Raw genomic sequence first — 20445 nt, forward strand, 5'->3', positions numbered from 1 at the left:
TCCCAACTCTCCCCCCGCTCCCCCCCCCCCGCATGCCGCCGCCCCCCCCCCGGCCCCCCCCCACCGGGTTCTGGGAATGTGCCAAACAAGGATGGCAGCCACCGGGTTCTGGGAATGTGCCAAACAAGGATGGCAGCCACCGGTTCAATGGCCCGGCGATGGCCTTACATTGGTAGGTGCCGACCGTTGGTCGGCACAATTTCTCAGCTGCGATGAACCCTGAAGAAGCGTGCCGACCAACGGTCGGCACCCACCGGGGTCTGGGAGTGTGCCAACCAAGGTTGGCACCTACCCGTGCAACGGTGGTCAGCCGGCCGTACGCAGCGGCGCCATCTTCCACAGCAGCGCGCGGAACGGGGCCAGCAGGCATACGCCGATCGCCAGCTTCACCGCCAGGTCGCCGGCGGCCCAGCTCACCCACGGCAGGGTGGAGCCAGCAAACGCGATCGACCAGAAAATGGTGGTGTCCACCGTCGCGCTGCAGGTGGTGGCCACCATCGGCGCGCGCCACCAGCTGCCACGGCGCAGGCGGTCGAACACGGTGATGTCCAGCAGCTGGGCCACGATGAAGGCCGAGCAAGAAGCGATCGCAATGCGCGGCGTCGCCACCCACACCGACAGCAGCACCGCCACCGCAAAACCAATCCACGCCACGCGGCGGGCCGGGCCCGGGCCGAAGCGGCGGTTGATCAGGTTGCTGACCAGAAACGCGACCGGATAGCTGAAGGCGCCCCAGGTCAGCCAGTCATTGATCGGGTACTGCACCAGCACGTTGGACAGCAGCACCACCGCGCTCATGGCCAGCACCGCCAGCACCAGGGCGCGGGCGGTCAACGGGGCAAAAACAGGCGCAGGACGCACGGACATGGCGAGCCAGGGGAAAAAGGGGATCGTCCATTATCCGCCCGGCCCGCCGCAAAGCCAAAAACGGCCGTTCAGCTTTACAGCTGCTCGCTCAGCGCGTCGCCGGCGGCATAGGCCGTGGGCACATAGGCCAGGGCCTTGCCGTCGCTGTTCTTCACCGTCCAGCCGGCACCGGCATCGGTCGGGTCGAAGCGCACCTGCTGGCCGACCACGAAGCCGGCCACCGGGTCATCGCCCTCGATCGCCGGCCACTGCAGGGTGGCAGTCTGGTCAGCCTTGTCCGGTACCTGCAGCTGCACCTGGCGCTCGCCGGCGGCGGTGGTCGCCACCTGCTTCACTTCCATCGGCGGCAGCGGCACCGCCGGGGTGCGCTCGGCGACTTTGCCATTGCGCTCGCTGGCCTTGAACGGCGCCTTGGACAGCGCTGCAAGGCCCATCGAGGTAGCCAGCGGAACCGACACCACGATCAGTGAAGTGACCAGCACGCTGGCCTGGCCACTATTGATGTGCGGGGCGGCGCCGGCGTGCACGGTCGGCACCGTCAGGGTCGAGAGCAGCAGGGCGGTGGCGGGGGCGCGCAGGGAACGAAGCATGGTGACCTCCTGGTCGGGAAGAGAAGCAGCGGCTCAGCGCTGCGTATCGAAAATGTCGCGTGGGCCGGTGGCTTCGGGCAGGTATTCCAGTGGCCGGCCCTGGTTGTCGCTCACCTGCCAACCGTCGCCCGATCCGGTGGGTTGGAAGTTCACGGTCTGGCCCACGTTGAACTGCACGGCCGGGTCGCCGGGGCGCTTGGGCCATTGCATGGAGGCGGTGTTCTGCGGGTTGCTGGCGTCCCGCAGCAGCACCTCGCGGCGACCATCGACGGTGGTGGAAATGGCGCTGACCTGCATCTGCGGTAGCTTCACCGCGCCCTGGCCCGCGGGCACGCCGGTTTCTTCGGCTTCTTTGGCCGCCGCCGCTTGCGCAGCTGCCGCCATCGGTGCGGACATCTCCAGGCTCGGCCCCTCGGGCACGCTGTTCTGGATGATCACGATGCGGCGCTCGGCATGTGCCGGCGCTGCAGACAACAGGCTGCCGCACACAAGCACGGCCAACGCGGAAAACGGCAGGTTGCGCATCATCTTCTCCTTGCCAGGTCAGGGCGCAGCGGCGGCAGTGTCGGCCGTCGCATGCGCAATGGTCAGTTCCTGCTGCAGCTGGCTGCGCTGGTGCAGGAAGTCGAATACCGATTCCACCGTCACCACCGAGTAGTTGCCGGAAATACGTTCACTGGCCAGATGGTCGGTGGTGGTGGCGTTGGCCACGAACAGGCGCGCACCCACGCGCTTGCCCAGGCCGATATGCAGCACGCTGGGCTGGTACTTCTGCGCACGCAGCCAGTGCTGTGCCTGTTCGCGCTTGACGATCACCGGGCCACCTTCAGCCTGCACCATTGCCGCGGCCAGCACTTCCAGGATCCACTGGTTGGAATTCTGGAAGTCGGTGGCGAACGGATAGGCCACGACGTTGTACTTGGATTCGTGCAGCGCCTTGGGCTGGATCGCCGGTGCTGCCAGCATCCGCTTCAGTGCCAGCTGCAACGCCGGCGGCGGCACGCCGATGCGCAGGTCGGTATGGGTGCCGCTCTCGCCGACGAAATTGCCCAGGCCCTCACGGTACAGCTGCGAACTGTCGGTCTTGCAGCGGTTGAGCAGGTGCATCGCGCGCCAGCGGCCGTCGTCCTCGCGCAGCAGGAAGGCCAGGTGGCTGTGGCGCAGGCCGTAGCGGCTCAGGTCCTGGCCACCACGCGCGGCGATCACCACGTCCACGTCGGGCAGCGCATCCAGGCGCTCAGCGGTGGCCCACGCCACATCGAACATCGCCGCCTGCGCGGCCACGCTGGGGTAGCGCTCCAGGCAGGTGCCGCTGTCGGCCCATGCCGGCGCGGAAGCCAGCAGGCCCATCAACAACAGCAGACCGCAGCGCAGGCGATGCAGACGTTCCATGTATACCGCTCCAGAGGCGGGCAGGCCCGCGCGCCGATCATACCCGCATCGCTGGAATCAACGCTCCACGCCCTTGCGCCGCAATTCCTTGTCGCAGGCATCGCTGATCGGCGCGATCGGCAACGGCGGGCGCTCGTTGCGCGGATTGCGCAGCGCCGGCTGCTCGCGGTAGGCATCCAGCTGCTGCTGGCACGCGTGCGACAGCGGGTCCAGTTCGGTGGGGGTGGTGGAACAGGCCGCCAGCAGGGCCAGCGGCAGCAGAAGCAGGGTGCGCATGGGGACGTCCAGTCCGAGGGGGAGGCTGGACTCTAACTGCGCCGACGGATCGAAATGTTCAAAAAGCGCTGGACGGCATCACCCCAGCGCCAGCCGCGCTTTGACCTCGGCGGCAATCCGCGCGGTCTCGCGCAGTGGTTCGATGCGGTCGTAGTGCCAATCCAACCAGCGCGGCTGCAAACGCCCGCGTTCGCGCAGCTGCTGCTGGAAGCGCGCCAGCCGTCCCTGCGCCGTATGGGCCAGGGCCACCATCACCGGCATGCGCGTGGCGCTGGCCTCGGACAGCAGGTTCACCGAATCGGGCGACACCACCACCCGGTTGGCCCAGCCGAGCAGACCTGCATACGGGTTCACGCCATCGCCGCCATCGCCCCAGATCACATGCGGCAGGTCGGCGAACTTCGCGCGCAGGATCTCGGCCAGCGCCGGCGGCGTGCGCCGCGAGGTCGTCGCCAGCAGGCTGCCACCCTCGCTGCGGATCTGTTCGGCCAGCGCCTGGAACACGTGCACCATCGCCGTCTCATCCCAGGGTGCCAGCGGCGTCGGGCCGCCCACCAGCAGCGCGGTGCGCGGGCCGGGCAGGGTGCTGAAGCTGGCGAACGCGGCGCGGCCCAAGGCCAGCCAGTCATCGTCCACCGGGTTCAGGCTGCCGATCAGGGTCAGCACGTTGCTGCCGCGCAGGGCGTCATGCTCGGGCACCACCACCACGTCCCAGTGGCGGCAACCGATGCGCGGGTCGAGGATCTGCACCACCTGGCTGCCACGCGCACGCAGCACGCGCAGCGCTCCGGCGGCCTGGCGGCCACAGCCGATCGCCAGCGCAGGCGCCTCGGCAGCGAGGGACGCGAACGCCTCGCCGTAGCCGCTCACATCACCGGGCAAGCGCCGCGGCGACAGCCAGCGCCACGGCGCGCGGGGTTGCAGTACCAGGGGGCGGTGGCTGCCCAGGCGCAGCGCCGTCGCCAGCGCGACCGCCTGGCGGACATTACCGGCACGGCCATCGGTGACCGTCCATGGCGTGCTCGATCGTTTCACCATTGGCATTAATTCGTTTCAATCCTGCTGGGTGTTGCAACAGTCGCGACACTCTACACTGCGGATCGACGTTCCGCCCCGCGCCGCCCGCGGGCACTGACCTTAGCCGCCCTGGAGATCCACCGATGTCCCACGCGCTCGACGCTGCTGCACTGGACCAGTTGTTCCGCACCGCCCGTACCCAGAACGCCTTCCTCGACAAGCCGGTCGAAGACGCGCAGCTGCACGCTCTGTACGACCTGCTGAAGTGGGGCCCGACCGCCGCCAACGGCAGCCCGGCGCGCTTCGTGTTCGTGAAGTCGGCCGAAGCCAAGGCCAAACTGGCACCGGCGCTGTCCGAAGGCAACCACAACAAGACCCTGGCCGCCCCGGTCACCGTCATCGTGGCCTTCGACCAGGACTTCCACGAGAAGCTGCCGTACCTGTTCCCGCACACCGATGCCAAGGCCTGGTTCGACGGCCCGCGCGAAGGCCGCCACGAAGGCGCGTTCCGCAACGGCAGCCTGCAGGGTGCCTACCTGATCCTGGCCGCACGCGCGCTGGGCCTGGATGCCGGCCCGATGTCCGGCTTCGACAATGCCAAGGTCGATGAAGCGTTCTTCGCCGGCACCAGCATCAAGTCGAATTTCCTGGTCAACCTGGGGTACGGTGACGATTCGGGCCTGTTCCCCCGTCTGCCGCGTCTGTCCTTCGACGAAGCGGCGCGCATCGCGTAAGTCGCTGTATCGGTTTCGCGCCCGCCCGCCGTGGCGGGCCATTGCTGCACTGTGTTCCCACCCTACGATCCGGAGAGTTCCTGAGATGAGCGCCACCCGTAAACTGCTGCTGCCGCTGGCCCTGACCCTGGCTATCGCCGCCTGCTCCAAGCCGGCCGACACCGCCGCCCCGGCCGCCGATGCTGCTGCCCCGGCCGCCACCGAGCAGGCTGCCACCACCCCGGCCGCCGATGCCGCTGCTGCTGCCCCGGCGGCTGCCGCCATCACCATCGCCTCGGGCACCTACAAGCTCGACCCGACCCACACCGACGTGCTGGCGCAGTGGAGCCACTTCGGCTTCTCCAACCCGAGCGCGCACTTCGGCAACGCCGAAGGCACCCTGGTGTACGACGCCACCGACGTCACCAAGTCCACCGTGGAAGTGAAGCTGCCGCTGAGCGGCCTGAACAGCTTCACCGCCAAGTTCGACGAGCACCTGAAGAGCGCCGACTTCTTCGACGCTGCCAAGTTCCCGGCCGCCAGCTTCAAGAGCACCAAGGTCGAATCGGCCGGCACCAACAAGCTGACCGTCACTGGCGATCTGACCATCAAGGACATCACCAAGCCGGTGACCCTGGATGTGACCGTCAACGGCGGCGGCGAGCACCCGATGGCCAAGGTTCCGGCCGCCGGCTTCGATGCCACCACCACCATCAAGCGCAGCGATTTCGGCGTCGGCGCCTACGCCCCGAACGTCAGCGATGAAGTGAAGATCCGCATCACCACCGAAGCCACCGGCGAGAAGCCGGCTGCTTGATGCAACATCCCGCTCACTCGTCGTGAGAAGGCAGAAGGCCCGCTGAAAAGCGGGCCTTCTTTTTTGGGTGCTCCGGTAGGTGCCGACCTTGGTCGGCACACAATCAATCCGCAGGCCAACCAAGGTTGGCCACTACCGGGTATGCGCGCTCAGCGCAGCGTACCCAGCCACGCGGCCGACGCTTCGCTCGGGCTCTGCTTGGCCTTCACCACCAACCCGCTCGCGCGCACGAACGTCTGCGCGGCCTGTGCCACCACCTGGCGGGCGATCAGCGCGGCCTGCCTGGTCGACGCCTGCTGCTTGCGCAGCTGCACGATATGCACCGACGGGCGACCCACCGGCGCGTACTTCTGGTCGCGGCGCAGGATGTCCGCCACCTGTGCCACTTCATGTTCGGCCTGCAGGTAGCGGTGCTGTGCCTCGACCAGCTCACGCAGCGGTACGCGCGCCGCAGCCGGGTCGGCGAAGGCGGACAGCACTGCGTCGCAGGCGCTGTCGTCGGCCAGGCGGGTACGCAGCGTGTCCACGCCGCTCAGGGTCAATTTGCCCACGTGGGGCCTCGTTGGTGCAGGAAAGGAGCGCGATTGTCGCATGGGGTCGCGGTTACCATGGCGGCCGCACTGAACCACGGAAGACAACACCATGCAGGAAGCGCAGTACTGGCTCGGCGAATTCTGGACCTGCCTGAGCGTGCTCGATCTGATCGGCGGCAGCGTGCTGGGCACCCTGTTGGGGCTGGCGCTGGGCATCTTCGCCTGGCGCTGGCTGCATCGACGCGGCTGGCTGCGGCGACAGCGAGGTTGGCACCACGGGCTGCTGGCCTCGTATGTGGTGCTGCTGCCGTTGCTGGTCGCGTTCTTCGGCCTGCAACTGGGCTTCACCGCCGGCGCGCACCGCGCGCTGTTCAAGCAGCTCGATCACTTCCAGCCGCACCTGCAGACGATGGTGGAAGGCTGGAGCAGTGGCTTCACCGCCTCGCTGGAAGACGAGCGCATGCGTGCAGCGCTGCAGAGCCAGGGCACGGTGGGGGATGTTGCAGATTCGCTGGCCGCGATCTACCTGAGCGAGCATCCGTTGCCCGGCGTGGACCGGCTGGGTGACGGGCCGATGGCACGTGGCGTGGGCTGGGTGATCGGCAAGGTGCGCGCCGGGCTGCTGCGCGCGATGGTGGAAGACACGCTGATCGACAAGGCCGGCACGGTCGGCCTGGAGCCGAAGATGGTGCGCGAGGCGCTGACGATGCGTATCGACGAACTGCTGCATACACGCGGCGTGCTGCGGCTGGTGAAGGCGCAGATCAACGGCATGATGCCGGGCGTGTACCTGGGGTTGCTGCTGCCGCTGGCGATCATCGCGCTGCTGCTGGCGCTGGAGATCTGGGCCGCGCATCGGTTCGGGTGGGTGCGTGGGGCTGCGCCCCGCGCTCTTGTAGAGCCGAGCCCATGCTCGGCTCATCGCGCGTAGCGCGAGGGCGGATAGAGCAGCAGCCGAGCATGGGCTCGGCTCTACATAGTCAAAGACGTGCGGGCCAACGGTCCGCGCCCACCGGCTGCCCGGTCAATCGCCGTCCTGTTCGTCCGGGTGCGCCTTCCAGTAACCGGTCGAGCGGATCCAGTCGCGCGGCACGCCCAGGTGGCCTTCGATGAACTTGCGCATCATCCGTGCGCGGCGCGATTCGGTGGCGATCCAGTAGAACGCATCGCCGTCCGGCGCCTCGAAGTCGGTCAGCATGTCTTCCAGCAGCGTGCTGCTGGCCGCCGGAAAGCCATTGCGCTCCAGCCAGTGGATGCGCACGTTCTCGTACTGCGGCAGATCCTGGCGCTCGTCCTCGTCGGCCACTTCGATGTACGCCTGTACCTCGGCGCCTTCGGGCAGCACGTCCAGCCAGCGGGCGATGGCCGGCAGCGCGGTTTCATCGCCAATCAGCACATAGGCGTCGTAGCTGTCGGCCACCACGAACGAACCGCGCGGGCCGCCGATCACCAGCGTGTCGCCGGCCTGTGCGCGCTCGGCCCACGGCCCGGCAATGCCCTGGTCGTGCAGCACGAAGTCGATGGCCAGCTCGCCGGTTTCGTGGTCCCACCAGCGCGGAGTGTAGTCGCGCGCCGGCGACGGCTGCTTGCCGTCCGGATAGCTGCGGCCCTCGGCGGTCAGCACCGGCAGCACCATCTCGCCGCTGGTGTTGGGGAAGAAAAGCTTGATGTGGTCGTCGGCGCCGGGCGAATCGAAGCCGGCCAGGTCGTCGCCGCCCAGCACGATGCGGCGCATGTGCGGGGTGACAGTCTCGGTGCGCAGCACCGTCAGTTCACGGAAGCGCACATCCAGGCGCAGGCGCGAGTTGTGATGTTCGGTCATGGGGGTACCTGTCAGAAGGTCGCGCGGGGGCGCGCGGCATGGGGGAAGACCTGGCTGGATTCAGTCTGGCTGGGTCGTAGAAAAGGGAGAGGACACGTTGCTGCCCTGGCCATTGATCAGCGCCGACGCGCGCGACAGCAGCGCCGCCACCTGCTCGGCTTCGCCGTCGGCCCAGCGCCCGTGGTGGTGCACCAGCGCCAGCTTGAACTCGCGCAGCGCAGCGGCCAGTGGCGCCGGCAGCGAGGCCTTGGTGATCTCGCGGGCGCGGTCGAACGCGCGCCGCTGCGCCAACCGCACCTGGGTGCGCTGCACCTTCAGCTCGAACTCGCCGGCGCTGGTGATGCGGAACACACGGCGGCCGTCCACCTCTTCCGATTCCACCCAGCCGGCCTGCTCGAAGCTGGCCAGCAGCGGGTACATGGTGCCGGCACTGGGGGTGTAGGCCTGCATGAACATGGTGCTGATGTGCTGCATCAACTCGTAGCCGTGGCGCGGCTGCTCGCCGATCAGCGCCAGCACCAGCAGGCGCAGGTCGCCACGGCTGAGCACGCGCGGCTGGCCGTTGCGGCGGGGTACCGCGGCATCGTCGGTGCGGCTTTTGGGGGAGGGGGAGCGGCCCATTTCGATATATCGGTAACGTGTGCCGCAAACGATATATCGATAAGCCGGACCCGACAAGTACGGTTTCGGCCACAACGCTTGCCAGATCGGGCCATGCAGCCAGCTACTGCAAGGGCTGAAGGGGAGGGTTGCGCGCGGCGCAGGCCACCGTTGCGCGGCCTGACATCCGTATCGGGCCACGCAACGGCGCTGCGGGTTCCGCCCCGGGCGGGGCGCAGCAGACGAGCGGCGAACCGCGGGAAGGGGCCTGCTCGCCGCCAACCGTGCGCAGCGGCGCCCTCTGCGTCGAGAGGCGCGCGCGACACGTTGTCGCGGGTTCAGCGGCAGCCCGTCAGACAACGCCGACACGGCGCCGGCCTTGCCCTACAACGGTCATCCGCAGCAGTAACACTGCGTCCTGCGCATGGGCGCAGCAGGCCGCGAACGACAGCTGGCGCAGCCCTTGCAGGCAGCAACAGCGGCCTGCAGCAGTGCTTTGTCCCGCCGGTGGACGTCCCGGGACATGCCATGCAGACAGGGGTGGCCTGCCTCCATACGCCAGCGTAGCCAAGTGACGAAAGCCCTTGGTGCGCTACACTTTGCGGTCTAGAAATCTATCAACAGTCGCGCGCGTGCGTGCGGTAATGGGAGCGCTAATGAACTGGTTGAACGAGGTGCTGAACAACGACCCGAATCCTGTGGAAACCCAGGAGTGGATCGAGTCGTTGAAGGCCGTTATTGATGTCGAGGGCCCCGAGCGCGCGCATCAGCTGCTGGAAGGCATGGTGGAACTGACCCGTCGTTCGGGTGCCTATCTGCCGTTCTCTCCCACTACCGAATACGTCAACACCATCGAGCCGCAGCTGGAGGCCAAGAGCCCGGGCAACGCCGAACTGGAATGGCGCATCCGTTCGATCATCCGCTGGAACGCGATGGCCACCGTGGTCCGCGCCAATCGCAAGCCGGGTGACCTGGGCGGCCACATCGCCTCGTTCGCCTCCGGCGCAACGCTGTACGACGTGGGCTTCAACCACTTCTGGCGCGCCCCCAGCGAGAACCACCCGGGCGACCTGCTGTTCATCCAGGGCCACAGCGCCCCGGGCATCTACGCGCGTTCCTTCCTGGAAGGCCGCATCAGCGAAGAGCAGCTGGACAAGTTCCGCATGGAAGTGGACGGCGGCGGCCTGTCGTCGTACCCGCACCCGTGGCTGATGCCGGAATACTGGCAGACCCCCACCGTGTCGATGGGCCTGGGCCCGCTGGCCGCCATCTACCAGGCGCAGTTCATGCGCTATCTGGAAAACCGTGGCCTGATCGAGAAGTCCGACCGCAAGGTGTGGTGCTTCATCGGCGACGGCGAGAGCGACGAGCCGGAAACCCTGGGTGCCATTGCGCTGGCCGGCCGTGAAGGCCTGGACAACCTGATCTTCGTGGTGAACTGCAACCTGCAGCGCCTGGATGGCCCGGTGCGCGGCAACGGCAAGATCATCCAGGAACTGGAAGGCGTGTTCCGTGGCGGCGGCTGGAATGTCATCAAGCTGCTGTGGGGCGGTTACTGGGATGCCCTGCTGGCCAAGGACACCAATGGCGTCCTGAAGAAGCTGATGATGGAAACCGTCGACGGCGAATACCAGAACTGCAAGGCCTTCGGCGGCGCGTATACCCGCGAGCATTTCTTCGGCAAGTACCCGGAAACCGCTGCGATGGTGGCCGGTCTGTCCGACGACGACATCTGGCGCCTGAACCGTGGTGGCCACGACCCGCACAAGGTGTACGCTGCCTACCACCAGGCCGTGAACACCAAGGGCATGCCGACCGTGATCCTGGCCAAGACGGTCAAGGGCTACGGCATGGGCAGCGCCGGTGAGGCACTGAACCCGACCCACCAGACCAAGAAGCTGGACGACGAAGCGGTGCGCCACTTCCGCGACCGCTTCAACATTCCGGTGACCGACGCGCAGCTGGCCGACGGCCAGGTGCCGTTCTACCACCCGGGCCCGGATTCGCCGGAAGTGCAGTACCTGCAGGAACGCCGTGCGTCGCTGGGTGGTTACCTGCCGCAGCGCCGCCGCAAGGCCGAAAAGAGCTTCAATGCACCGAAGCTGGAAAGCTATGAGCGCCTGCTGAAGAGCAGTGGCGAGCGCAGCTACTCCACCACCATGGCCTTCGTGCAGAGCCTGAACATCACCCTGCGCGACAAGGAACTGGGCCCGCACATCGTGCCGATCGTGGCCGACGAAGCCCGTACCTTCGGCATGGAAGGCCTGTTCCGGCAGATCGGCATCTACGCGCCGTTCGGCCAGAAGTACAAGCCGGTCGACGCCGACCAGCTGATGTTCTACCGCGAAGACCAGAGCGGCCAGGTGCTGCAGCAGGGCATCAGCGAGCCGGGTGCGATCAGCTCGTGGATGGCCGCCGGTACCAGCTACTCGGTCAGCAACGTGCCGATGCTGCCGTTCTACATCTACTACTCGATGTTCGGCTTCCAGCGCGTGGGTGACATCGCCTGGCAGGCTGCCGACATGCGTACCCGCGGCTTCCTGCTGGGTGGTACCGCCGGCCGCACCACGCTGAACGGTGAAGGCCTGCAGCACGAAGATGGCTTCAGCCATCTGGTGGCCGGTGGCATTCCGAACGTGCGCAGCTACGACCCGACCTTCGGCTTCGAAGTGACGGTGATCCTGCAGCACGGCACCAAGGCGATGATGGAAGATCAGATTGACGAGTACTACTACGTCACCCTGATGAACGAGAACTACACCCACCCGGAAATGCCGGAAGGTGCGGCCGAAGGCATCGTCAAGGGCATGTACCTGCTGACCGACGCCGGCAAGCCGAAGAAGGGCGAGCTGCGCGTGCAGCTGCTGGGTTCGGGCACCATCCTGCGCGAAGCCATTGCCGCGGCCGAGCTGCTGGACAAGGACTTCGGCGTGACCGCCGACATCTGGAGCTGCCCGAGCTTCAACGAACTGCGTCGCGATGGTTTCGACGTGGAACGTGCCAACCGCCTGCATCCGGAAGGTGAGCAGCGCAAGGCCTACGTGACCGAGCTGCTGGAAGGCCGCCAGGGCCCGGCGATTGCCGCCACCGACTACGTGCGTGCGTATGCGGACCAGATCCGTGCGTTCGTGCCGATGTCGTACACCGTGCTGGGTACGGATGGGTTTGGCCGTTCGGATACGCGTGCGAACCTGCGCCGGTTCTTTGAGGTTGACCGGTACTACATCGCGCATGCCGCGATTGCGGCGCTGGCGAAGGACGGGAAGATGACGGCTAAGGATGTGGCCCGGGCGATCAAGCAGTACAAGATTGATCCGGAGAAGGCTAACCCTGTTGGGGTTTGATTTGTTGCCACTGTGCAAAAGGAAGAGGAGGCCAAGGCCTCCTTCTTTCTTTTACAGGGAAGAGACCAATGAGGTCGATTGATTTGTCCGTCGAACGGGTCGAAGGCGCAGCGAAAGTCTTCTGCGCGAGTTCCATTCGTGCAATGGCTGACGACGCGTCGTCAGCGGTTAGAAACTTTGGGCGATTCCTGGATGGAGACGTACTAAAGGGAACGGAAGGGAGCTCGACAGTTAGGGAGCTCTTGGAGCAGATTCACCTCCAGCTCTCTAGGCACCGACCAGACGAATACTTCTACAAGAGCGTCCTTCTGGACCGTATTGTCAGGGGAAGCTTCCGTCCGCATACCGTTGCCGTATTCAATGAGCACCGTGTGCGAAAGAGCCGAGCGGATCTGGTTTTCGTGCGACATGAGGGAGTAGTGTACGAGGTGAAAACGGGCTTGGATGACCTCGCAAAAGCTCCCGCTCAGATTGCAGACTACTACTCAAGTTTTACCCATGTGAATTTGGTATTGGACAGGCGCCATGTCGAGCGCGCTTTGCATGTGGTTCCAAGTAGCGTCGGGATTATGACTTTGAATCGAAGCCGAGGCCTGACAATTCATCGGCGTAGCGTCAAATTTACGGCGGGACTATCGAGCGTTGCAATGTTCGATGCCATGCGTCGGGACGAGTACTTGGAGTTGCTCTCGGCCGCGGACAGGGATCTTGACGTCAGTAGCCATAAATCGGTTTTGCAGCAGATTGAAAGCATGGACCCGGTTGAGGTGCATTCCCACTACATGGCTGCTTTGCGCAGACGTGGACTTGCAAGGCCGCGCATTAAGGACATTGCTGATCTTCCCGCAGCGCTGCTGCCGGCTGCTTATCTCTACAAAATGACAGCTAGACAGTGGGGGGCCTTGATCAACCTGCTTGACAGAGATGTGATGGACGTCTTAGAAAGAGACTCCTGACGGAACAGGGGGGGAGGGACATGTACTTTCCGTACATGCGTGGAAATCTGAATGAGCTATTTGCAGTCTCGGAGTTAGCAAAGGTCACTGCCGGTCCGGGCTTGGTACTTCCCATCTTCCGAGTCGAGAAGATGGATGCTCACCTGTATCGCAGGCTTGAGGTTATTGTTGAGCAAGGGCAGCGTATTGCTGTCATCGCAAATGCCGTTGCGCCAGAGTCGCAGGCACGTTTGTCGGAGTTTGTGAGGAAGCTCCTCCTGGAGTTCCCCACTTTAGTAATTCCTGCCTTCGAGATTTGCTCAGGCGAAATGAACGTTGCCGCCAAACTCTTTGTTCGTTCTTTCGGCGCCGAACAAGTAATGCTGGTGCACCGTATGTCTGCGCCTGCGCATGAAGTTCATCGAGCGTTCGCGAAGCTGCAGAATCCTGCGATCCATGTGTATTTTCAGGCTGCCCACCCAGAGGCGAGTCAACACGGCCTAGCATCATGTACGGACGTGGTGATCAGTGACCCATTCATGAGAAAGGCGAAGAACGGACTCTACCCCGCTCAGAGCCCCTTCTCGTCGGCTTTTGGTCTGTATCGACAAGCCGGATTCCTAGGGTTTGGGGATTTTGGCATTGTCGGGGACTACTACAAGGCCGGCGGAGGACGTGCTTCAAACGTTGCCTTGCACCTGACGGAGCGGCTACGAAACAAGTTCGTATGCAATCACTTCGTATCAGGTGACCATTTGGTGGACTCCCATATCCATTTCCAGTACGCAGATGCACTAGACAAGCTTCGAGCCTATGTGGGCAATCCGCCATCGGCAGGATTTGGAAGCTCAGGTCTGATCGATGGCTATCTCGTAGATGGGGCTTTTCATACCTTGGGGGTAGCTAAACGATGGTCCTTGAAAGGGCATATTCACACCATGCAGAACGCGCTGATGTCTGTTAACGCTCCACGCTCCATATGATTTCTTACGTATCCAAGGACATGGGTAATGAAGCTCGAATTTAGGTCGCTTCCTCCAGGAGAGATGGAGCGAGATCCAACGCAGCGCGACCAGTTCAACAACGATGAGGTCGAGTTGGTCGAAGCTCTGGTTAGAGAGTCGATTCAGAACTCGCTTGACGCATCCACTGGAGGGGCTGTCGAGGTGCGGTTCAGATTCTCCGTGATGGAGGGTAAATCAGCCACCCGCGCCTATGAGTTTCTGGATACGAATGAGCTGGACAAGCATTTGACGCTCTGTGGCCTTAGCCCGGTTTCGGACACCCGATCTGTCTCGATCTTGGTAATCGAAGACTTTGGCACGACGGGGCTGAAAGGTAACTGGAACTCATGGGATCAAGGCCCATTCTGCGACTTCTGGAGACGAATGGGAAAGTCTCACAAGGGAGGTAAATCGCTTGGCCGTTGGGGGCTGGGGAAGCTCGTGTTCTCAAGCTCGTCAAGTGCGCGTACGTTGGTTGGGCTTACCATTCGAGATAACGACACCTCTCCCCTTTTGATGGGGCAAGTAGTCTTGAAACATCATGAACTCGCGGACGGTACTCGTATTGATTCCCACGGCTTCTACTGTGACTTGGATGATGGTGGCATGCAGCTGCCGTCTCGAGACGCCTCAAGGATTGCGGCTTTCAATGACCTCTTTGGATTATCAAGAGTCAAGGAGCCCGGCCTTTCCGTAGTAATCCCGTTCCTGAGGTCTGATGTAGATAGCAACTCGGCGCTACGCGCGGTTGTTACGAATTACTTCGTTCCCATCCTTTTCGGGAGGCTCGTCGTTCAAGTAGATGGGGCGCGGATTTCGGCGAAAAATTATGGCGAAGTAGCGCTTTCAGTTGCGAATAATGACGAGCGCCTTACCGCGACAATCAACTTCATCGATGAGATCAATAGGATCTACAAAATTGCCGCGACGCCGCCATTGGAGCTGCCCGCCGGATGGGCGCGATCTCAGGGAGACCTCATTCCAGATGTAGACGCGGTCAGGACTTTGTTCCAGGGCGGGCAAGTATGCGCATTCAGAGCTCCACTAAAGCTGTTGCGGAAAGATGGTACTCCGGTTGCCTCACATGTCGACGTCTACTTGAAGAAAGCAGATGTTGATGTCGATGCAATGTTTGTCCGCCGATCAATTGTCCTATCTGCGGAAAAGAGATACTTCCGTGGGAAGAAGACGGCATGCGCGATTCTTGCGGAGGACGACGGTGTCGCTGAATTTCTTGCCGATGCTGAGAATCCAGCACATACGGGTTGCTCGGCTAGCGCGGAACGAGTCGTAGCCCGATGGAGGGCCCCTCGCGAGCGGTTGAAGGAAATTCGCGATCTTGCGCAGCGACTGTACTCGTTGCTCAGCGTTGATGTCGAAACTATTGATAAGGACGCGCTCTTTGATTTCTTCTCTGTCCCTAGTGAGGATGGCGCGCGCGGCGGTGGTGCTGGCGGGGAAAAGGTCGATCGACCCGTCATGCCTAAGGTGAGCCCCACGCCCACCCACTACAAGGTCCACTCGACTGATCGTGGATTCGCGGTTGTCGGTGACGCTAGTGCTCCCCCAGGGCTGGTTGTCCAAGTGTCAGTGGCCTACGACCTCGTTCGGGGTGATCCCTTTGCAAAACACCACCCATCAGATTTCGACCTCAGAGTCGGGAGTATTCTGGTGGAATCCGATTCGGCTGATTTCACGCCCAAGACGGCATTCACGGGAATCATTACGAGTAAAGGCGGCGCGTTCCGTGTGGAGTTCAGTGGGTTCGACATGAACCGCGATATCGCTGTCTTGGCGGAGGTGAAGTCATGAGAAGGAGGTTCAATCACACTGGGCGAAAGAGGATAGAACAATCATCCTGTTCCATTTCACTTGACATGGAAGGGGGTATGCAGCGCTTTCGAGCTCATATTGATCTCGCCGGCCTGAGTCTGCCCAATGATGCTCGCGTCTACGTTGAAGCATATGTCAAGAACTCGACCATGCGATTCGACTTTGGGACGGTTCTCCATCTAAAAAACGGAGAGGTTCATGAGCTTGGTGAGTTGGATGCCAGTGGTTCCGTGCTCTTCAGAGTTCGCGTTGTTGATGAGTCAGAACGCATTGGGAGGATCCTTGCTGCCGCAAACCGACTCCGACCGAGCAGCGACGAAGGGAAGGCTGGTAGGCGATCCATTCTTCCAGTCAGATCAGCTGACCTTGGCTCGCAAGTTTGGAAGGTTGAGGTTGATCCCGATGACGGTCCGATGCTTAGCGTAAGCAATAGAGTTCCAAGTCTGAAAGAGGAACTCATCGCTAATCCAGTTTACGCAGCCTTGATTCTTCCCCATGTCTTGCGCGTGATTGTTGCCAGCATCGTTGCCCGTGGAGCCATCGATAGCCAAGATTGGGCTGCGGACTGGGTCACGTGGGTGAATCGGGAGTGCGGGATTGATCTGGTTGTTCAGATTGACAACGAAGTTTTATCGGAAGACATCGAGGATGACGTTGCCGAAGCGTTCTCGGCTCGCCACGCGCTGTTGGAGAGAATGATGACGAGCATGGAGGTGCAGTGATGGTCTGTCTGTCTCGGCTGAATGCCGCTGGGATCTCCATCTTCGAGGAATTCCTGAGCAAGCTTGACGCCGACCCAACCGCACGTGTTCCCGTCGAACTTCTTGACGATGATCGGTATTCCCAGTGCGTTGATGGATCCATTGAGGTTGATCAGCGCAAATTTAAGAATGGATATGAGCTGGGTGAGTATCTAAACAGCATTCTGCTCCCTCTTCCCGTTTCCTCGTTCACTAAGGATGCGGGGATGTGGACGTGGCTATCCCTGATGTTCTTTGATTACATTAGTCCCGCTGACTCGACGGGGTGGAGGCGTGGACGAGAGCGAGCCATCTATGTATTGAGTCCGAGCTTCTCATTCAGAAGCTACTATCGCCATGTTATGAGATCGGCCTGGCAGAGTTATCACGTTCACGGAAAGGCATCGCGAGTTCTCTTGAACACAAGCGCCGACGGTGCTCTTAGATCTGATGTCTCCGAGCAGATTGGTGCGTACGCGGACATATTTAAGACACGGAGTATCATCAGGCTTGCGGATCGCCTCTGGTATGACGACAAGAAGTGTGGGCTGAAGCGTGGCGCAGGCGGGAAGGGGAGCGGTACTCCACGACGTTTAGTTGCGGTCCTTCGTCAGCTTCAACTTACCTACGATCTTGAAGATTGTTCAGTTGATCTATTGTTAGAACTTCTTCCGGCGGAGTTTGATCGCTGGAGGTGAACGCCTCTCCCGTTGACGTGTTCAATCGGCACACTATTCCCTTACTAAACGCTAGCTCTAAAGGGTGACCCACCGGAGGATATGATGAATGCATTGGTGAACTCGGGGAGTATCGCGCTTGGGCTATTCGATTCCGCATCAGAGAAGGAAGTAACTGCAACGGATCGTGGGAAAAGCGCCTATGTATTGTCTCGGGGTCAGGTGGCTGTTCTAACCAACGCCGGGCGAGCGCCGAAGCATGAGGATCCGTTTGATGTATCAATCTTGTTCGATGCCACGATAACCACCGCTGAGGCGACATTCTATGAGTCTGAGCGTGCACCCGACGCAAGCAGGAAGGGGGAGTTGCGCTTAGGGCGGGAGATAGTCTCCCAGTGGATGAGGGTTGGTGACCTTGTTGTCATTGCAAACATTGGCGAGCGGGTGTTTGCGTTCCGCAAGGGGGATTGTCCTGCGGACCCCGAGCAGCTCGCTGAAGTGCTTGCAAAAAGTGCGCCCGCTAGGATTATGGCGCGCGCATTGGGGGTTGCGCCGAGCGGAAACAAAAAGATCGTCCAGCGAAGCGTGTATGAGCGCAATCCGTGGGTTGTCGCAGGAGCTCTCCTTCGTGCAGGCGGGAAGTGCGAGGTGGAAGATTGCGAGGTTTCCCTGTTCTTGCGGGATGATGGCTCGCCATACTTAGAGGTTCATCACATCGAGCCACTTTCCGACGGCGGCCCGGATGTGCTTGAGAATGTCGCGGCCATATGTCCGATGTGCCATCGCAGATTGCATCACGGGAGCGACCGCAGCGCGATTTCCAAGCGCCTCGCTAGTGGGATTCGCTTGAAAACGGCGACACTTTAACGGCGAATTGAAGTGGGGTTCAGCTGTAGCCTTTCCTTGTGCAGATACCTATCAGCGAAAACGTGGAACAATAGAGCGAGCGCTGGCCCCCCGGTGCAAGTCGAGGTTGGTCCTTTTCCTGGACCGATGACGTCAGGACCGTTCGGTTCGCTGGAGCGGGCCCTGATAAGCCGCCATGGGTCGCACGGGCGGGGAGCGTGCGCCTTTCCTGCCGCGCGCGGACAGCTGCGGCACAATCATCGGTCGCTGAGGATGGAGATCTTGGAAGCGGCACTGCTATCATCACCACACCATCTAAGTAGAAACTGGTTGGTCATCACAGGGGGGGCGTGTCGATCAGAAGGCGGGGAGATCGCCCTCACCTATTACATGCCGAAGAGAGAGGTTCTTTGCCTTTACAAACTTTAGGAAGTTGTGCGCGAGCTCATCGCTCACTTTGCTCAAACGGACGCCAATCTCTGTCGGGCCACATGCTGCTGGATCGTCGCCGTTCACTGCGACGAGTTCGGCGTGCTCCAGAATTTCAATCTCCTCCCTGACGTCGCCGCCACGGTACTCACGCACAACCGTGTGGTGAAGTGTGTGCGACCATGCGCCATCAAATCAGCTGGATCGCTTGCGGTTGCGTCGCTCGAGTAGGACCACAAGGAACTCGCGAGTAACCCGCGGCAGTCTTGCCAATTCCCTTCCAAGCTTCTTCAGGCCACCCTGAATCTCGCTGAGATCGATGTCATCTAGTGCAACGCCCGCCCTATCTGCAGAGAACTCTGCGAACGCTATGCCATTGCCAATCCTAGGTTGGATGCGGGGCTGCCATAGATCATATCCGCTAGTGGGATAGGTGTCTTTCTCATCCGGAACTTCAAGCTCTACATGTACCTTCGCGACATTCGCTCGGACTGTTCGGTGGAAGCGTTCCAAGGTGAATATGTCTAGATTTAGAGCCTTGTGCGCGAGAGTGTTCATATCCCATACGCAGTTGCTGTGAAAACTCAGCTCATTGGCCATGTTGGCATCTAAAGTTTAGCTTTGTTGTCTCTCGCAAACGGACAATACAACAAGATTTTTGTATTCATTCTTCTGGTCTGACGTGATCTTGCGGAGAGTATCGTTTACCTTCTGGGAGGTGGCAGATGAGGTGACTTGAATCGCCAGTCCGTTCTTTCTATCGCCAAGATCTAGTCTAGGTTCGTTCGAGTGCTCTTCATTCAGCTCTCAAGATTTGCGTTAAGCAGGCAGTTTAGTACGTCTCGGAAGAAGTTTTCGCAGAATAGCTTAAGGTCCGTGAGCCCTAAGCGATTGCGCATCTTCACCTGTGCACTTATCGAAGCGAGCTCGTCAACAATCTACCCGATGTAATGGCCGCGAGTGATCATGGGTTAATAGTCCTGAAAGAAAGGGCGGTCTCAAGAAGCAAGCGCAACACGTGATGAGCATCGCAACGTGATTGAGGTACTCCTGGCTCGGCCTCGACAGATCAATGCCCTTGGGCAGGAACTGCCGAAGCAGTCCGTTGGTGTTCTCATTGCTGCCGCGCTGCCACGGCGCGTGTGGATCAGCAAACCACACGTCGATGTCCAAGCGGTCCATCAGCTCTGGGTAGCACGTGAGCTCCGTGCCTGGATCGTAAGTCAAACTCGTGCGAATGGATTCATGCAGCTTTTTCAGTTGCCGACTGAAGCCCTCCAGTGCCGCTTCCGCTGTGCAGCCGTCCATCTTGCAGAGGATCACAAAGCGCTTCTTTCGTTCGACCAGCGTCCCAACGCAGGAGCGGTTGAAAGCACCCTTGATCAGGTCGCCTTCCCAGTGACCCGGAACCAGTCGCTTCTGTACTTCTTCCGGGCGATGCACAATGCGCAGCTGCTCAGGAACCCTTGTCCGCTTTGCTGCTGTCGTGCGGCGTAGCCCTCGCGTCGGCTTACTCTGCCGAAGGGCTTCCACCAGCTCTTTCTTCAGCCCTCCACGCGGGTGGGCATAGATGTTGGCGTAAATAGTCTCGTGGCTTACGCGCTGGCTGGAATCGTCCGGGTGCTTGGCGCGAAGCTTGGCAGCAATCTGCTGGGGCGACCAGCGATACAGAACCAAGTGATCACGGACGAACTGAAAGCGCTCGCTGCCCTCGATCAGTCGGCGGCGCCGAACAGAGCGTAGTCGACGGCGCCGAACAGAGCGTAGTCGACGGACACGATAGTCTCTGCCGGCCTCGGTGGCGCTGTACGCTCCAACGTCTTGCCGGGCCAACTCGCGGCTCAGGGTCGAAGGGCTCCGCCCCAAGCGCTTGGCGATGGATCGCATACTCTTGCCATCCTGGATATCGATCTGGACAACAGCGCGTTCTTCCTCGCTCATATGGTTGTAATGCCTGGACATGCTGACACCCTACTCGTTAGTGGGGTGTTGCACTTGGAGATTGAGTCT

Annotated in this window: 22 protein-coding genes and 1 pseudogene; 10 read left to right on the forward strand and 13 right to left on the reverse strand. The window is 61.8% G+C overall.

Annotated features, from left to right (window positions below):
- Positions 1-306: 306 nt before the first annotated feature.
- From AC13GI_RS19145 to AC13GI_RS19170, 6 genes are all read right to left on the reverse strand, one after another.
- Positions 307-867: a queuosine precursor transporter gene (locus tag AC13GI_RS19145; protein WP_482997052.1), complete on the reverse strand. Its 561-nt coding sequence runs from the start codon at positions 865-867 to the stop codon at positions 307-309.
- A gap of 74 nt (positions 868-941) precedes the next feature.
- A complete protein-coding gene (locus AC13GI_RS19150) occupies positions 942-1457 on the reverse strand; it encodes a hypothetical protein (protein WP_380653023.1) in 516 nt (171 codons plus the stop codon).
- A gap of 33 nt (positions 1458-1490) precedes the next feature.
- On the reverse strand, positions 1491-1982 hold the full coding sequence (locus AC13GI_RS19155; protein ID WP_380653026.1) for a hypothetical protein: 492 nt from the start codon (positions 1980-1982) through the stop codon (positions 1491-1493).
- Between the two features lie 18 nt (positions 1983-2000).
- A complete protein-coding gene (locus AC13GI_RS19160; protein WP_482997053.1) occupies positions 2001-2849 on the reverse strand; it encodes a DUF2145 domain-containing protein in 849 nt (282 codons plus the stop codon).
- Between the two features lie 57 nt (positions 2850-2906).
- On the reverse strand, positions 2907-3125 hold the full coding sequence (locus AC13GI_RS19165; protein WP_032975596.1) for a hypothetical protein: 219 nt from the start codon (positions 3123-3125) through the stop codon (positions 2907-2909).
- 78 nt (positions 3126-3203) lie between these two features.
- Entirely contained in the window at positions 3204-4163 is a 960-nt protein-coding gene (locus tag AC13GI_RS19170; protein WP_482997054.1) for a mitochondrial fission ELM1 family protein, read from the reverse strand.
- A 122-nt stretch (positions 4164-4285) separates the two neighbouring features.
- Here AC13GI_RS19170 and AC13GI_RS19175 point away from each other — a divergent pair, with 122 nt between their 5' ends.
- Positions 4286-4876 carry a malonic semialdehyde reductase gene (locus AC13GI_RS19175; protein WP_025878215.1) on the forward strand — a complete coding sequence of 197 codons (591 nt, stop codon included), beginning with the start codon at positions 4286-4288 and terminating at the stop codon, positions 4874-4876.
- A gap of 85 nt (positions 4877-4961) precedes the next feature.
- Positions 4962-5672 (forward strand): YceI family protein, encoded by a 711-nt coding sequence (locus AC13GI_RS19180; protein ID WP_025878214.1) that lies wholly within the window; start codon positions 4962-4964, stop codon positions 5670-5672.
- 149 nt (positions 5673-5821) lie between these two features.
- On the opposite strand, the gene AC13GI_RS19185 is transcribed toward AC13GI_RS19180, so the two are convergent.
- Positions 5822-6223: a hypothetical protein gene (locus AC13GI_RS19185; protein WP_251473070.1), complete on the reverse strand. Its 402-nt coding sequence runs from the start codon at positions 6221-6223 to the stop codon at positions 5822-5824.
- Between the two features lie 91 nt (positions 6224-6314).
- Here AC13GI_RS19185 and AC13GI_RS19190 point away from each other — a divergent pair, with 91 nt between their 5' ends.
- Positions 6315-7136 (forward strand): hypothetical protein, encoded by an 822-nt coding sequence (locus AC13GI_RS19190; RefSeq protein WP_482997055.1) that lies wholly within the window; start codon positions 6315-6317, stop codon positions 7134-7136.
- A 93-nt stretch (positions 7137-7229) separates the two neighbouring features.
- On the opposite strand, the gene AC13GI_RS19195 is transcribed toward AC13GI_RS19190, so the two are convergent.
- Together AC13GI_RS19195 and AC13GI_RS19200 are read right to left on the reverse strand one after the other, a co-directional pair.
- On the reverse strand, positions 7230-8027 hold the full coding sequence (locus AC13GI_RS19195) for a siderophore-interacting protein (protein ID WP_482997056.1): 798 nt from the start codon (positions 8025-8027) through the stop codon (positions 7230-7232).
- A gap of 60 nt (positions 8028-8087) precedes the next feature.
- Positions 8088-8648 (reverse strand): PadR family transcriptional regulator, encoded by a 561-nt coding sequence (locus AC13GI_RS19200; RefSeq protein WP_482997057.1) that lies wholly within the window; start codon positions 8646-8648, stop codon positions 8088-8090.
- 635 nt (positions 8649-9283) lie between these two features.
- Here AC13GI_RS19200 and aceE point away from each other — a divergent pair.
- The 7 genes from aceE to AC13GI_RS19235 all read left to right on the forward strand — a co-directional run bounded on the left by aceE (position 9284) and on the right by AC13GI_RS19235 (position 18027).
- Positions 9284-11971 carry a pyruvate dehydrogenase (acetyl-transferring), homodimeric type gene (gene aceE / locus AC13GI_RS19205; RefSeq protein WP_032975588.1) on the forward strand — a complete coding sequence of 896 codons (2688 nt, stop codon included), beginning with the start codon at positions 9284-9286 and terminating at the stop codon, positions 11969-11971.
- A 143-nt stretch (positions 11972-12114) separates the two neighbouring features.
- Positions 12115-12927 (forward strand): sce7726 family protein, encoded by an 813-nt coding sequence (locus AC13GI_RS19210; protein ID WP_482997099.1) that lies wholly within the window; start codon positions 12115-12117, stop codon positions 12925-12927.
- 20 nt (positions 12928-12947) lie between these two features.
- Positions 12948-13889: a sce7725 family protein gene (locus tag AC13GI_RS19215; protein ID WP_482997058.1), complete on the forward strand. Its 942-nt coding sequence runs from the start codon at positions 12948-12950 to the stop codon at positions 13887-13889.
- A 27-nt stretch (positions 13890-13916) separates the two neighbouring features.
- Complete coding sequence (locus tag AC13GI_RS19220) at positions 13917-15722, forward strand: hypothetical protein (RefSeq protein WP_482997059.1); 1806 nt, start codon at positions 13917-13919, stop codon at positions 15720-15722.
- 77 nt (positions 15723-15799) lie between these two features.
- A complete protein-coding gene (locus AC13GI_RS19225) occupies positions 15800-16465 on the forward strand; it encodes a hypothetical protein (RefSeq protein WP_482997060.1) in 666 nt (221 codons plus the stop codon).
- Positions 16465-17181, forward strand: a complete 717-nt coding sequence (locus tag AC13GI_RS19230; protein ID WP_482997061.1) for a hypothetical protein — start codon at positions 16465-16467, stop codon at positions 17179-17181. The genes AC13GI_RS19225 and AC13GI_RS19230 overlap by 1 nt, the downstream gene beginning before the upstream one ends.
- A gap of 84 nt (positions 17182-17265) precedes the next feature.
- Complete coding sequence (locus AC13GI_RS19235; protein ID WP_181393001.1) at positions 17266-18027, forward strand: HNH endonuclease; 762 nt, start codon at positions 17266-17268, stop codon at positions 18025-18027.
- A gap of 336 nt (positions 18028-18363) precedes the next feature.
- Here the strand turns inward: AC13GI_RS19235 and AC13GI_RS19240 are convergent, their stop codons facing one another.
- From AC13GI_RS19240 to AC13GI_RS19255, 4 genes and pseudogenes are all read right to left on the reverse strand, one after another.
- On the reverse strand, positions 18364-18591 hold the full coding sequence (locus tag AC13GI_RS19240) for a hypothetical protein (protein WP_482997062.1): 228 nt from the start codon (positions 18589-18591) through the stop codon (positions 18364-18366).
- Positions 18592-19050: 459 nt separating this feature from the next.
- Positions 19051-19239 carry an SMEK domain-containing protein gene (locus tag AC13GI_RS19245; RefSeq protein WP_482997100.1) on the reverse strand — a complete coding sequence of 63 codons (189 nt, stop codon included), beginning with the start codon at positions 19237-19239 and terminating at the stop codon, positions 19051-19053.
- The gene (locus AC13GI_RS19250; RefSeq protein ID WP_482997101.1) at positions 19236-19334 is read right to left on the reverse strand and encodes a hypothetical protein; all 99 of its coding nucleotides are present in this window, start codon (positions 19332-19334) and stop codon (positions 19236-19238) included. The genes AC13GI_RS19245 and AC13GI_RS19250 overlap by 4 nt, the downstream gene beginning before the upstream one ends.
- 121 nt (positions 19335-19455) lie before the next feature.
- Positions 19456-20397, reverse strand: a pseudogene (locus AC13GI_RS19255) (IS30 family transposase); the annotation flags it as partial.
- Between the last annotated feature and the right edge of the window lie 48 nt (positions 20398-20445).

This window comes from Stenotrophomonas sp. 82F1 (assembly GCF_056861525.1).

Bases quoted from the DNA above. Each gene is read 5' to 3' on its own strand.
- AC13GI_RS19145 (WP_482997052.1), bottom strand. From the start codon at position 867: ATGTCCGTGCGTCCTGCGCCTGTTTTTGCCCCGTTGACCGCCCGCGCC.
- AC13GI_RS19150 (WP_380653023.1), bottom strand. From the start codon at position 1,457: ATGCTTCGTTCCCTGCGCGCCCCCGCCACCGCCCTGCTGCTCTCGACC.
- AC13GI_RS19155 (WP_380653026.1), bottom strand. From the start codon at position 1,982: ATGCGCAACCTGCCGTTTTCCGCGTTGGCCGTGCTTGTGTGCGGCAGC.
- AC13GI_RS19160 (WP_482997053.1), bottom strand. From the start codon at position 2,849: ATGGAACGTCTGCATCGCCTGCGCTGCGGTCTGCTGTTGTTGATGGGC.
- AC13GI_RS19165 (WP_032975596.1), bottom strand. From the start codon at position 3,125: ATGCGCACCCTGCTTCTGCTGCCGCTGGCCCTGCTGGCGGCCTGTTCC.
- AC13GI_RS19170 (WP_482997054.1), bottom strand. From the start codon at position 4,163: ATGGTGAAACGATCGAGCACGCCATGGACGGTCACCGATGGCCGTGCC.
- AC13GI_RS19175 (WP_025878215.1), top strand. From the start codon at position 4,286: ATGTCCCACGCGCTCGACGCTGCTGCACTGGACCAGTTGTTCCGCACC.
- AC13GI_RS19180 (WP_025878214.1), top strand. From the start codon at position 4,962: ATGAGCGCCACCCGTAAACTGCTGCTGCCGCTGGCCCTGACCCTGGCT.
- AC13GI_RS19190 (WP_482997055.1), top strand. From the start codon at position 6,315: ATGCAGGAAGCGCAGTACTGGCTCGGCGAATTCTGGACCTGCCTGAGC.
- AC13GI_RS19195 (WP_482997056.1), bottom strand. From the start codon at position 8,027: ATGACCGAACATCACAACTCGCGCCTGCGCCTGGATGTGCGCTTCCGT.
- AC13GI_RS19200 (WP_482997057.1), bottom strand. From the start codon at position 8,648: ATGGGCCGCTCCCCCTCCCCCAAAAGCCGCACCGACGATGCCGCGGTA.
- aceE (WP_032975588.1), top strand. From the start codon at position 9,284: ATGAACTGGTTGAACGAGGTGCTGAACAACGACCCGAATCCTGTGGAA.
- AC13GI_RS19210 (WP_482997099.1), top strand. From the start codon at position 12,115: ATGGCTGACGACGCGTCGTCAGCGGTTAGAAACTTTGGGCGATTCCTG.
- AC13GI_RS19215 (WP_482997058.1), top strand. From the start codon at position 12,948: ATGTACTTTCCGTACATGCGTGGAAATCTGAATGAGCTATTTGCAGTC.
- AC13GI_RS19220 (WP_482997059.1), top strand. From the start codon at position 13,917: ATGAAGCTCGAATTTAGGTCGCTTCCTCCAGGAGAGATGGAGCGAGAT.
- AC13GI_RS19225 (WP_482997060.1), top strand. From the start codon at position 15,800: ATGCAGCGCTTTCGAGCTCATATTGATCTCGCCGGCCTGAGTCTGCCC.
- AC13GI_RS19230 (WP_482997061.1), top strand. From the start codon at position 16,465: ATGGTCTGTCTGTCTCGGCTGAATGCCGCTGGGATCTCCATCTTCGAG.
- AC13GI_RS19235 (WP_181393001.1), top strand. From the start codon at position 17,266: ATGAATGCATTGGTGAACTCGGGGAGTATCGCGCTTGGGCTATTCGAT.
- AC13GI_RS19250 (WP_482997101.1), bottom strand. From the start codon at position 19,334: ATGCGCAATCGCTTAGGGCTCACGGACCTTAAGCTATTCTGCGAAAAC.